Annotated in this window: 9 protein-coding genes and 1 pseudogene; 7 read left to right on the forward strand and 3 right to left on the reverse strand. The window is 72.6% G+C overall.

The genetic code is table 11. The features are described 5' to 3' along the window. Positions 1-175 precede the first annotated feature (175 nt). From hmgA to ACIQOU_RS24195, 3 genes are read left to right on the forward strand one after another with little or no spacing between them, the layout of a single operon-like run. Positions 176-1,582, forward strand: a complete 1,407-nt coding sequence (hmgA, locus tag ACIQOU_RS24185; protein ID WP_401538886.1) for a homogentisate 1,2-dioxygenase — start codon at positions 176-178, stop codon at positions 1,580-1,582. A 40-nt stretch (positions 1,583-1,622) separates the two neighbouring features. Continuing rightward, complete coding sequence (locus tag ACIQOU_RS24190; RefSeq protein WP_401538887.1) at positions 1,623-2,372, forward strand: GntR family transcriptional regulator; 750 nt, start codon at positions 1,623-1,625, stop codon at positions 2,370-2,372. Between the two features lie 26 nt (positions 2,373-2,398). Next, positions 2,399-3,565, forward strand: coding sequence for a type ISP restriction/modification enzyme (locus ACIQOU_RS24195; protein ID WP_401538888.1), 1,167 nt, complete (start codon positions 2,399-2,401; stop codon positions 3,563-3,565). A gap of 291 nt (positions 3,566-3,856) precedes the next feature. On the opposite strand, the gene ACIQOU_RS24200 is transcribed toward ACIQOU_RS24195, so the two are convergent. The 3 genes from ACIQOU_RS24200 to ACIQOU_RS24210 form a co-directional block, all read right to left on the reverse strand. Further along, positions 3,857-4,123: a hypothetical protein gene (locus ACIQOU_RS24200; RefSeq protein ID WP_401538889.1), complete on the reverse strand. Its 267-nt coding sequence runs from the start codon at positions 4,121-4,123 to the stop codon at positions 3,857-3,859. A gap of 126 nt (positions 4,124-4,249) precedes the next feature. Next, positions 4,250-5,158 carry an anti-sigma factor domain-containing protein gene (locus ACIQOU_RS24205; RefSeq protein WP_401538890.1) on the reverse strand — a complete coding sequence of 303 codons (909 nt, stop codon included), beginning with the start codon at positions 5,156-5,158 and terminating at the stop codon, positions 4,250-4,252. Beyond that, entirely contained in the window at positions 5,155-5,751 is a 597-nt protein-coding gene (locus tag ACIQOU_RS24210; protein ID WP_401539029.1) for a sigma-70 family RNA polymerase sigma factor, read from the reverse strand. The genes ACIQOU_RS24205 and ACIQOU_RS24210 overlap by 4 nt, the downstream gene beginning before the upstream one ends. Positions 5,752-5,906: 155 nt before the next feature. On the opposite strand from ACIQOU_RS24210, the gene ACIQOU_RS24215 reads away from it, so the two are divergent. The 4 genes and pseudogenes from ACIQOU_RS24215 to ACIQOU_RS24230 form a co-directional block, all read left to right on the forward strand. Then, positions 5,907-7,436 carry a DUF4331 domain-containing protein gene (locus ACIQOU_RS24215; protein WP_401538891.1) on the forward strand — a complete coding sequence of 510 codons (1,530 nt, stop codon included), beginning with the start codon at positions 5,907-5,909 and terminating at the stop codon, positions 7,434-7,436. Positions 7,437-7,571: 135 nt separating this feature from the next. Beyond that, complete coding sequence (locus tag ACIQOU_RS24220) at positions 7,572-9,158, forward strand: tetratricopeptide repeat protein (RefSeq protein WP_401538892.1); 1,587 nt, start codon at positions 7,572-7,574, stop codon at positions 9,156-9,158. Further along, positions 9,155-10,831 carry a nickel transporter gene (locus ACIQOU_RS24225; protein ID WP_401538893.1) on the forward strand — a complete coding sequence of 559 codons (1,677 nt, stop codon included), beginning with the start codon at positions 9,155-9,157 and terminating at the stop codon, positions 10,829-10,831. Before ACIQOU_RS24220 ends, ACIQOU_RS24225 begins: the two co-directional genes overlap by 4 nt. Positions 10,832-10,894: 63 nt before the next feature. Next, positions 10,895-11,735 (forward strand): annotated as a pseudogene (locus tag ACIQOU_RS24230) (serine/threonine-protein kinase); the annotation flags it as partial. Positions 11,736-12,079: the final 344 nt, after the last annotated feature.

Consider the following 12,079-nt stretch of genomic DNA (forward strand, 5'->3'; position numbering starts at 1 on the left):
CGGTGGCCCCTGATGGTGACTACCTCGGAGGTAGGGCGGAACCCCTACGGGCCGGTCCGGGCGTCCGGGCCCCGCGTCCATGCCCGGCGGCCGGGCCGGGTTCGCCGTTCCCCTTGCGGCGGGGAAACCGCAATCCTACGGTGATGCAGAGGATTCGGAGCGCGAGGGAGAGACCATGACCGGGGACGCGAGCGGGGCGGCGGGGCCGACTGGACGGGAAGGGGCGGCGGGGCGGGAGGACCCGGGGCAGGGCGGTCCGGACCGCGCGGCTGCCGTGGACGGTACGGAGGGGCTGTCGTATCTCTCCGGGTTCGGCAATGAGCACAGCTCGGAGGCGGTGCCCGGGGCGCTTCCCCAGGGGCGCAACTCCCCGCAGCGCGCGCCCCTCGGCCTGTACGCGGAGCAGCTGAGCGGTACGGCGTTCACCGAGCCGCGCGCCCACAACCGCCGTTCCTGGCTCTACCGCATCCGCCCCTCCGCGGCCCACCCGGCGTTCACCCGTACCGCGGGCGGCGCGATCCGCACGGGCCCGTTCACGGAGGTGCCGCCGGACCCGAACCGGCTGCGCTGGAACCCGTTGCCCGCACCGGCGCCCGGCACCGACTTCCTGGCCGGGCTGTGGACCGTCGGCGGCAACGGCGACGCGGCTCAGCGCACCGGGATGGCCGTGCACCTGTATCACGCCGACGCGTCGATGGAGCGTGTCTTCAGCGACGCCGACGGGGAGTTGCTGATCGTGCCGGAGCGCGGACGGCTGCTGCTGCGCACGGAGTTCGGGCTGCTGCGGGTGGCGCCGGGCGAGGTGGCGTTGGTCCCTCGTGGGGTGCGGCTGCGGGTGGAGCTGCTCGACGGGACGGTGCGCGGCTATGTGTGCGAGAACTACGGTGCTCCGTTCCGGCTTCCCGAGTTGGGCCCGATCGGCGCCAACGGCCTTGCCAACGCACGGGACTTCAGGGCCCCGGTCGCCGCGTACGAGGAGGTGGAGGGTCCGGTCGAGGTGGTCAACAAGTTCTGCGGCAACCTCTGGACGGCCCGTTACGACCACTCCCCGCTGGACGTCGTCGCGTGGCACGGCAACCATCTGCCGTACGTCTACGACCTGCGCCGTTTCAACGCCATCGGGACGATCTCGTACGACCACCCGGACCCGTCGATCTTCACGGTGCTGACGTCGCCGTCGGACACCCCGGGCCTGGCCGGTGTCGACTTCGTGGTGTTCGCGCCGCGCTGGCTGGTGGGCGAGGACACGTTCCGGCCGCCGTACTTCCACCGGAACGTGATGAGCGAGTACATGGGGCTGATCGAGGGCGCCTATGACGCGAAGGCGGCCGGGGAGGGCGGATTCGTGCCGGGCGGTGGCTCGTTGCACAACATGATGTCGGCGCACGGCCCGGACCGGGAGACGTTCGACCGGGCGAGCGCGGCCGAGCTGCGGCCCCAACGCATCGACGACGGGCTGGCGTTCATGTTCGAGACGCGCTGGCCGCTCACGCTGACCTCGCAGGCGGCGGGCGCCGAGCACCTCCAGGAGGGCTACGACGACGTATGGCGGGGTCTGGAGCGGCACTTCGGCTCGGTTTAATGGTGGCGACCGCAGCCCCGCCGACGGTACGGACGGCCCCGTGACCTCCTTCGCCCCCGACTCGATCGTCCTGAACCGCAAGTTGCCGCTCTGGTACCAGGTGTCGCAGTCCCTGCGGGCGTCGATACTCGGCCGCTCGCCCGAGCAGCCGTTGCGGCTGCCCACGGAGGAGCGGTTGGCGGGCCATTACGGGGTGAGTGTGCTGACCATGCGGCAGGCGCTGAAGGAGTTGGAGGACGAGGGGCTGATCACCCGGCATCGGCGCCGGGGCACGTTCATCGAGCCGAGTGTGCAACGGGGGTCTCCGGTACGCCTGTTGGGCTCGGTGGACGCGATCGTGGCCCAGCAGTCCGGCATGGTGACCGAGCTTCTCGACCACGGCCGGGCGCCGGTACCGAGCGAACTCGCCGAGTACTTCCGGGACGTGGGCGAGGTGGCGACGTTCCACCGGTTGCGCGGCGAGGAGGAGAGCGGCGAGCCGACCAACCACGCCCGCAACTACGTCCGTCCCGAACTCGCCGACCGTTTCGACCCGGCGGACCTGGTGTCCCGCCCGATGACCAAGGTGCTTCAGGATCTCGCGGGTGTGGAGATCGCCAGGATCACCGACACCGTGCAGGCGCGGCTGGCCGATCCGGAGACGGCGCGGCTGCTCGACGTGCCGTTGCTCAGCCCGATCCTGCACTACACGGGCGTCACCTACGACCCGGCGGGGCGGGTCCTCGACGTGGCTGTCATCCATTACCGGGGCGACCGGTTCTCCTTCACGGTGACGCTGGACGCCACCTGAGACGACGCTCGGTGACAGGCCTTACGATGCCCAGCGTGACGCACGACGATGCTCCGCCGCTGGCGGACCTCATGCCGTGGTCCGTCGCACCGCCACGGCTGGGCCGGGGGTGGCCGACGGGCCCCGATCCGGCTTCCCTGAAGGCCCGTTGGGACGCCCTGCTGAAGGCGGAGGGCCCAGACCGCGAGGCCCTCTTCGAACCGACCCGTGCCCGCACCCCGCAGTCGGCGGTGGGGCAGTTGCCCGGCCGGTCCGCCGGTACGGAGCGACTGGGCCGCGCGTCGGGGCCGTGCGCGGAGCCGGTACGGGTGCTGGCGGCGCCGTTCGACGAGCAGTGGCTGATCCCCGACCATCGCCTGATCGACGTGGCCCGCCCGGAGTTGTGGCGGGTGGCGGACGCGGGGCAGGTGTTCGTGGTGGAAACGGCGTCGGCGCCCGAGCCTCCGCATCTGCTGGCCACGCCGCACCTCCCGTTGCTCCGGCCCGGCCGCGTGCGCCCGTTGTTCCGCCGCCCCGGCGCCGCCGAACCCAACCTGGCCCCGGGCCTGTTGGAGCACCTCGCCGCCCGACTCGGCCTGGCCCTCACGCCGTTGGACGTTCTGGCCTGGATCGTCATCGCGGTCCGCCCCGACCTGACGGTGCCGCTCACCGCGGACCCCGAACTCTGGTCCCAGGGCGTCGAGTCGGGCCGCCGGACCCTGTGGCTGATGCTCCGCGACGGCGAACGCCCCAAGCTCCCGGGGGGCCGCCGCCCCTATGTCCGCGCCCCGCTCCCCGCTCGCCCACGGTCCGTCCACTACGACCGCGAGGAGGAGACCCTGCACCTCGACGAGGGGCGCATCTCCCCGGTGCCCAGGGCGGCTTGGGACTTCCAGGTGTCCCGGACCCGCGTCCTGGAGGAGTGGCTGACCGCCCGCACGACCTCCCCGGAGCCCGAGGGGGGCCTGACGGCGATCCGCCCCCAGAGCTGGCCCCAGCCCTGGACATCAGAACTCCTGGAACTGATCACGGTCCTGACCCTGACCGCGGAAGCGCGGGCCCAGCAGCCCACGTCGCTGTCCGTGACGTCCCCCCTCACCACCAGGGACCTCCACCGGGCCGCCGTCCTCCCACCCCCACGCTGGACCCACTCGCCCTCCTCCATCCTCGACCACAAAGAGGAAGGCCCAGAAGGCCAACTAACCCTGACATAAGGGGCGAAGAGTGGGCAAAGATCTGTTACCCAAGCAGCACGAAACCGCATCAATGTACGGGGGCAACGGCGGCTGTATCGATGTGCGGCTCCGCCGCGTGGGCACAAAACCACGACGGCGCCGCACCCGGCAGGAAGATCCTGCGGCGCACGGCGCGAAAAGTAGGGGGCCGACTCACGGCAAACGCAAACCCCCGCACGACAGACCACGTCGAACGGAGGCCACGTCACGTCTCAGTGCACGAACGCGGGCGGAGTGCTACGTACGGAGACGGAAAGAGGGGCTACCGGCTCAGCGCCCGCCGAAGAGCGAACGACTCAGCCGCCGCAACGGCGCGAAGAGCGACACCCGCCGCACCCGAACACCCCGATCACTACGGTTCTGCACGGTTCTGCGCGCGGTCAGCTCCCGCATGAGCAACGTGGCTTCCTCCGCCTCCCGCTGAGGGACGGCAGGACCAGCCAGCACCGCGAGATGGCGGTCGAGGCGCGCTTTGGTCGCACCGCTTCCGCAGCTGATCGCAGGGACCCTGGCCCTGCTGCGTGTTATCTGTTCCATGTCACTCCCCACCCGTACGAGTCCACCCGGCCCGGGCAGGGTAACCCTATCGCCCCTGCGAGGCACCCGTGTATCTCGGTCACAGGATTCACCTTCCCCGCAGGGGTGTTGACGACTCCTCCTTGATTACTCTCCGAATCCAAGCGATTTCAGGGCGAGTTGGACAATCGGCTGACTTGTGGGCTGGGGCGAGCCGCCGTCCGGCTCGACGGTCACAGCGAGTGAGGTAGCTGACTTTTCGAGGTCGGCCACGACCAAGGGCGTGTCGCCGCCCCGGAAGAGGCCGAGCGACCGGGGCCGGGTGTCGGGGCGCATGAGCCAGAGTTGGTGGACGCGTCCGCCGTCGAGGTCGTCGTACCCGCTGAGGGTGACGATCGCGTCGCCCTCGGAGGCGGAGGCAATGACGGTGATGCCGCGCCCCTGGGCGTCCTGGCCGGCGTCGGCGCGGGCGTCGGGGGCGGCGAGAACGTGGGCGATGTCACGCGACTGGGCGCGCGCGGAGTCCAGTTCCCGCTGGGTGCGGTCGGCCTGGACGGCGAAGAGGGAGGCGACGACGAGGGCTGCGGCGGCCGTGGCGGTGGCGAACGGCACGAAGAGCGGCCGTCGTTCGCGGGACGAACGGGATGTACGGGTCGTACGGGGTGTCCGGATCATCCGGGGTGTCCGGGTCGTCCGGGGTGTCCGGGTCGTCCGGGTCGTCCGGGGTGCGCGGGCGCGTCCTGGCGGGGGCTGCGCGCCCCAGACGTGCGGCGGGAGCTGGGCCTTGCGCCCGCGCGCCGGGGCGGGCTCCTGCGGAGTGGCGCGCACGGCGGCCAGAACGCGGTCGCGCAGCGCGGCGGGCGCCGGTGCGGCGGCGGACCAGGCGAGCCGGACCGCGTCCTCGGCCAGCACCCGGACCTCGGCGGCGCACGCGGTGCAGCGGGCGAGGTGCTTCTCGAAGCGGACCCGTTCGGCGGGTTCCAGGGCGTCGAGGGCGTAGGGGGCGGCGAGGGAGTGCAGGTCGGCGCGGCCGAGGAGGCGGTCGAAGAGGCTCACGCGGCGCCTCCCAGGCAGTCCCGCAGCCGGGTGAGCCCGTCGCGCATCCGGGTCTTGACGGTGCCCAGCGGCAGCGAGAGGCGTTCGGCGACCTCGCGGTAGGTGTAGCCGTCGTAGTACGCGAGGGTGACGGACTGGCGCTGGAGGGTGGTGAGCCGGGTCAGGCAGCGGCGCACCCATTCGCGTTCGAGGCCCGCTTCGACCTCCTCGGAGACCTGGTCGAAGGCGGGGCTGTGGGAGCGGTGTGCCTCGCGCTGTTCGCGTTCCCCGGCGGCGCGGGCGCTGCGCACGCGGTCGACGGCGCGCCGGTGGGCGAGGGTGAGCACCCAGGACAGGGCGCTGCCCCGGCCGGGGTCGAACTTGCCTGCGGAGCGCCAGAGTTCGAGCAGCACCTCCTGGGCCACCTCCTCCGACTGGGCGGGGTCGCGCAGCACGCGCCGTACGAGTCCGAAGACCGGCCCCGAGACGAGCCCGTAGAGCGACTCGAACGCCGTCTGGTCGCCGCCCGCGACGCGCATCAGCAGGACGTCCGCCTCCTCTCGGTCCCCCTCCCGCCGGCCGCCGCATCCGGACCGTCCCGCCACCCCAGGCATCCGCAACACACCCACCTCCCTGGGGAGTTACGGATCTACGGGCCGAAAACGCGGGTCGGGGAGGGAAGAAAAAAGTTTTCGGGTTCGACCAATCCGGGCCGTGCGGCTCTCCGAATCCCCGTTCGTCAAGCAAGTCGGCACGGAGGACGGACGGGATGACACCTCACTCGATCAGCGGTGCGGGGCGCAGGAGCCTCGCGACCCTCGTATGCGGCGCACTGGCGGCGGGCGGGCTCGCCGCCGCCGGCGTGGCCGCGCTGGAGCCGGGGGCGGCTGTCGCCTCCAGTCACCGGGAGGCCCCGCTGATCTCGGGGCAGCCGCAGTACGACAACACGGACGTGTACGCGTTCGTCAGCCCGGACAAGCCGGACACCACGACGATCATCGCGAACTGGATTCCGTTCGAGGACCCGGCCGGCGGTCCGAACTTCTTCACGTTCGCGGACGACGCCCAGTACGACCTGCACATCGACAACAACGGTGACGCGGAAGGGGAGTTGCTCCTGCGGTACACGTTCACGACGCATACCAAGAACGAGAAGACGTTCCTCTACAACACGGGTCCCGTCACCAGCCTCGACGACCCCGATCTCAACATCACGCAGACCTACGACCTGGAGCTGATCAAGCTGCACGGCGGGAAGGAGATGTCGAGGACGAAGGTCGCCGACAACGTGCCGGTGGCGCCGTCGAACGTCGGCAAGGCGTCGATGCCCGACTACGACGCGCTGCGCAAGGAGGCGATCTACAAGCTGCCCAACGGCGCCCAGACCTTCGCGGGCCAGGCCGACGACCCGTTCTTCCTGGACCTGCGCGTCTTCGACCTGCTGTACGGCGGGGACCTCTCGGAGGTCGGCCGGGACACCCTCAAGGGCTACAACGTCAACTCCATCGCCCTGCAACTGCCGACCGACATGATCACGGAGTCGAAGGACCAGCCGATCGTCGGCATCTGGTCGACGACGCAGCGCCGCAACGCGCAGGGTTATTACGCGCAGGTGTCGCGCCTGGGCAACCCGTTGGTGAACGAGGTCGTCAACCCGCTGAAGGACAAGGACACGTTCAACGCGTCCGAGCCGAAGGACGACGCGCAGTTCCTGGAGAACGTGACGCATCCGGAGCTGCCGAAGCTCATCGAGCAGATCTACAAGATCGAGGCGCCCGCCGAGCCGCGTGACGACCTGGTCGATGTGTTCCTGAAGGGCGTCGAGGGCCTCAACCAGCCCCCGAAGGTGACCCCTTCGGAGCAGCTCCGCCTCAACACCTCGATCGCACCGGCGCACAGCCCCAAGCGGCTCGGTGTCCTCGACGGCGACAACGCGGGCTTCCCGAACGGCCGTCGGCTCACGGACGACGTGATCGACGCCGCGCTCCAGGTGGTCGAAGGTGAACTGGTCGGCGCCAAGAACGACTTGGGCGACGCGGTCGACAAGAACGACAAGACGTTCGGCAAGTCCTTCCCGTATCTGGCCAATCCGACGGCGGGTTCGCGCGGTGCGCGGGCCAAGGGGGTCAGCGGCGACAACGACGTCCGCAGCCAGCTCGGCGACGCGCTCCAGCCGGCCGGTACGTCCGGCACCGGGAACATGGGGCTGATCACGGCGTCCGCGGGCGCCGGTGCGGCCGGTATCGCCCTGATCGGCGGCGGCCTGCTGTGGTGGCTGCGGATGCGCCGCCGGTACTGATCCGGCGGCCCCACGACCGGCGCGGCCCGCTCGATTCCGTTCCCCCACGGCGCGGGCCGCGCCCCCAGCACCCCGCACACGCATCGACGCACCCGTATCGACGCACCCGTATCGACCAGGAGCCGAGGAGAGGGCATGGGCCCGCGCGAGAACGCCACCGACCCGACGAGGGACGCCGACCTTGAGAGGGACGCCGATCCGACGAGGGACGCCGACCCGGAGTCGGTCGACCACCCGAGGAAGGTCGACGATCCGGAGCGGGGCGACCACACCGCCGGGCCGGCGTCCACCGAGGCGACGGCGACGGCGACGGCGTCAACTCCGCTGCCGGGCACGCCCGATGAGCGGGACTCCGGTTCCCTGGCCGTCGGACCCGAGCAGCGGGTCACCGTCGGCCGTCGGGCGCGGGCCCTTCAACTCGGCGGCTCGGCGCTGCTGTTGGCGCTCGCGCTCACCGCCGGTTCCCTTGCCGTGGGGGTGTTGCGGGACGGCGGCGGGCGTGCTGTCGCCGCAGCGCCGGACGCGGTGTCCCCGGCGCTGGTGAACAGTGCCGACCTCGACGCGAGCATCACCGCCCTGCAAGCCCATCTGCGGTCACAGCCACGGGACTTCGGCGGCTGGGCCACGCTCGGGCTTGCCTACGTCGAGCAGGCGCGCACCCAGGGCGACCCGTCCCGCTACCCGCAGGCCGAGCGGGCGTTGAAGCGTTCGCTCGACGTCCGGCCCGGCAATGAGCAGGCCCTCACCGGCCGGGCCGCCCTGGCCGCCGCCCGGCACCAGTTCGACCGGGCGCTGGACTACGCGGACCGGGTGCTGAAGGAGAACCCGTACAGCGAGCGTGCCCTGTCCTCGCGGGTCGACGCGCTCGTCGAACTCGGGCGCTACGCCGACGCGTCGAAGGCCGCCGACACCGCCGACACCCGGCGCCCCGGCATCCCCGTCTTCACCCGCTACGCCTACGTCCACGAACTGCGCGGCGATGTGCGGACCGCCCGCCGGGTCCTGGAGCAGGCCCTCGCGAGCGCCACCGCCGCAGGCGACCGCGCCTACGTGGCCGCCCAGCTCGGCCAACTCGCCTGGAACCAGGGCGACTACACCACCGCCCTCGACGACTACGCCCGCGCCCTCGCCGCCGACGAGGACTACCTCCCCGCGCTGGAGGGCCGCGCCCGCGCCCAGGCCGCGCACGGCGACCGCGCCGAGGCCATCAAGGGCATGGAACAGGTCGTCGCCCGCTATCCGCTCCCGGGCCCGCTCGTCGCACTCGGCGAGTTGTACGAGGCCAGGGGCGCCGACGGCGACGCGGCGAAGGCCGCCGACCAGTACGCCCTGGTCGACGCGTGGACCGCGCTGGCCCGTGCGGGCGGCGTCGACGTCGATCTCGACACCGCCCTCGCCGCGGCCGACCACGGGGACCGGGCGTCGGCGCTGCGGGCGGCCCGCGCCGAGTACGCCCGCCGTCACACCGTGCACACCGCCGACGCCCTCGCGTGGGCCCTGCACGTCAACGGCCGTGACGCACAGGCCCTTTCGCACGCGCGCGAGGCCACCGCGACCGGGTACCGCAACGCCGCGTTCCTCTATCACCGGGGCATGATCGAGCGGGCCACCGGCCATGAGCGCGACGGCCTCGCCTCCCTGCGGGCGGCCCTGAAGCTGAACCCCGGCTTCTCCCCGCTCGGCGCCCGCCAGGCCCGCAAGGTGCTGGAGGCCGCCAAGTGACCTCCCCGCACCGCCTGTTGACCTTCGGCGCGGCCGTCTCCGCCGCCGTCTGCGCGCTCCTGCTCGCCCCTGCCGCCGACGCGAGCGCCCACCCCCTCGGCAACTTCACCGTCAACCGCTACGACGGTCTCATCGCCGCCCCCGGCACCCTCCGCGTCGACCACGTCGAGGACCTCGCCGAGATCCCGGCGACGCAGGCCGCCCCCGCCGTCAAGCGGCTCGGCCTGACCGCGTGGGCCCGCGCACGGTGCGCTGCGGCAGCCGACGACGCCCATGTCACCGTTGACGGACGGGAGTCCGCCCTCACCGTCCGCAGCAGCACGGCCCGGGTCCGGCCGGGGCAGGCCGGTCTGGACACCCTGCGCGTCCGGTGCGCGCTGACCGCCCCGCTGCCGAGCGACGCCACCGTCGACGTCCGCTTCCACGGCGCGGGCGCCTCGACCGGCCCCGGCTGGCGGGAGATCACGGCACGCGGCGACCGGATGACGCTCACCGCGTCGGACGTGCCGAAGACCTCCGTCTCCCGTGAACTGACCAGCTACCCGACGGAGTTGCTCGCCTCCCCCGCCGATGCGGCGTCCGCGTCGCTGCGGATACGGCCGGGCGGCCCGGCGCTGGCCGAGCCTCGGCAGAACGCCCCGGCAGCCGCCGTTCTGCCGCGTGGCGCCGACCGCTGGACCCGCGCCCTGGAGTCGCTGGTCGCGCGCCACGACCTCACCCTGGGATTCGCCGCCCTCGCGCTGCTCATCGCCGTCGCCCTGGGCGCGGCGCACGCGCTCGCCCCGGGCCACGGCAAGACCCTGATGGCCGCGACGGCGGCGGCCCGGGGTGGCAGGGCCCGCCTCAAGGACGTCCTGCCGCTGGCCGCGTCGGTGACCGTCACCCACACCCTGGGCGTGGTCGCCCTCGGCCTCCTGGTCACAGCGGGTTCAGCGGCGGCCCCCTCGGTCATCACCTGGCTCGGCACGGCGAGCGGCGCCCTGGTCATCGCGGCAGGCCTCACCCTCGCCCGCAGAGCCTGGCGCAACGGCCACGCGCACCATGGGCACCATGGGCACCATGGGCACGGCCACCCGCACCCGCATGCCCCTGCGCCTATACATCCGCACGAGACCGATCCCCACGCCGAAAGGGCCCCGGAACGCGCCCTGGTCCTGGCCTCCGCGCACGCCCCGGCGCCCACCGCCACGGCACCCACCGCCCAGGCGACAGCATCCTCACCTCACGGCGGCCACATCACCCACTCCCACGAGCACCACCACCCCCACGACCACACCTCGGCCCACGTCCACACCCACGGTGGTGTCACCCACTCGCACCCCATCGCCCCCACGCTGCGGGGCACGATCCTGCTCGGGTTCGCCGGGGGGCTGGTGCCCAGTCCGTCGGCCGTCGTCGTGCTGGTGGGCGCGGCGGCGCTCGGGAAGGCGTGGTTCGGGCTGCTGTTGGTCGTGGGGTACGGCGTCGGCCTGGCCCTGACCCTCACCGCCGCCGGGATCGCCGTCGTGAAGGTCGGCACCGGGATGAACCGGGTGCTGGACCGGCGCCCCGGCTGGACGGCTCGCCCCACCGCGCTGCTGGTCCGCAGGTCGGTGCCGCTGCTGTCGGCGTCGCTGGTCGTGGCGGTCGGGGTCGGCCTGGTGCTCAAGGGCGTTGCGACGGCGTTCAGTTGAGCCGTATCTGCCGAGAGACCGTATGGAGTGGAGTGGAAGGGACGGCCGTGACGGAGGGACCCCGTGTCCGAAGAGCCGGGCAGTGAACGTCTGGTCGCGGGCCGCTACCGGCTCCTGGCCCCGCTCGGCGAGGGCGGGATGGGAGCCGTGTGGCGGGCCCGTGACGAGGTGCTGCACCGTGAGGTCGCCGTCAAGGAGGTGCGCCCGCCCGCCGGGCTCGCCGCCCAGGAGATGGAGCGTCTGTACCTACGTCTGGAGCGGGAGGCGTGGGCGGCGGCGCGGATCACCGACCGCAATGTGGTGACGGTGTACGACGTCGTCACCGAGGGCGGCCGCCCGTGGATCGTCATGGAGTGGGTGCGGGGCATCTCGCTGGCCGAACTCCTCGACGCCGAGGGCCCGTTGGCGCCGGAGCGGGCCGCGTACATCGGCGCCGAGGTGCTGGCCGCGCTGCGGTCGGCGCACGCGGCCGGGGTGCTGCACCGGGACGTGAAACCGGCCAACGTGCTGCTGTCGAACGACGGCCGCGTGGTCCTCACCGACTTCGGGATCGCCCAGGTCGAGGGGAGTTCGGCGCTGACGAGGGTCGGCGAGGTCATCGGCTCGCCCGAATTCCTGTCGCCGGAACGGGCGTTGGGCCGCACCCCGGGCCCCGAGTCGGACCTGTGGGCGCTCGGCGTGCTGCTGTACGCGGCCGTCGAGGGCGTCTCGCCGTTCCGGCACGACACTCCTCTCCACACCCTGCGCGCGATCGTCGACGAGGAGTTGCCGCCACCCCGCCGAGCCGGTCCGCTGGCACCCGTCGTCGCGGCGCTGCTGCGCAAGGAACCGGGTCAACGGCCGTCCGCGGAACGGGCCGAGCAGGAGCTGCGCCATGTCGCGGCGGGCGCCACACCTCGCGCGCACCCGCACGGCATCGCCCCGACGGCCACCAGGCACCCGGCACCTGACCCACCGGTGCGGCGGCCCGCCCGCGCCCCCGACGCCCCGCCTCGCCCTCCGAGGAGAGCGCCGGAGAGACCGCAGGGGAGAGCGCCGGGCCGCGAGCACCGAGGCTCAGGTGCGCTGATCGTGGGTGTGCTGCTCCTGGCGCTCGCCCTCGGTGGACTGACGTACGTGCTGCTGCGCCCTCATCCGGGCAACCCGCCTCGTGACAGGGGGAGTTCGGAGGTGGTGGACGACATCGCGGCCGGTGAGGTGCGGGCAGGAGACCCCGTCGGACGGGGCCTCCCCCACGGACACCTCGTC

The organism is Streptomyces sp. NPDC091279 (genome assembly GCF_044757465.1).
In the GTDB taxonomy this organism is placed as follows: domain Bacteria; phylum Actinomycetota; class Actinomycetes; order Streptomycetales; family Streptomycetaceae; genus Streptomyces.

Bases quoted from the DNA above. Each gene is read 5' to 3' on its own strand.
- hmgA (WP_401538886.1), top strand. From the start codon at position 176: ATGACCGGGGACGCGAGCGGGGCGGCGGGGCCGACTGGACGGGAAGGG.
- ACIQOU_RS24195 (WP_401538888.1), top strand. From the start codon at position 2,399: ATGCCCAGCGTGACGCACGACGATGCTCCGCCGCTGGCGGACCTCATG.
- ACIQOU_RS24200 (WP_401538889.1), bottom strand. From the start codon at position 4,123: ATGGAACAGATAACACGCAGCAGGGCCAGGGTCCCTGCGATCAGCTGC.
- ACIQOU_RS24210 (WP_401539029.1), bottom strand. From the start codon at position 5,751: ATGCCTGGGGTGGCGGGACGGTCCGGATGCGGCGGCCGGCGGGAGGGG.
- ACIQOU_RS24215 (WP_401538891.1), top strand. From the start codon at position 5,907: ATGACACCTCACTCGATCAGCGGTGCGGGGCGCAGGAGCCTCGCGACC.
- ACIQOU_RS24220 (WP_401538892.1), top strand. From the start codon at position 7,572: ATGGGCCCGCGCGAGAACGCCACCGACCCGACGAGGGACGCCGACCTT.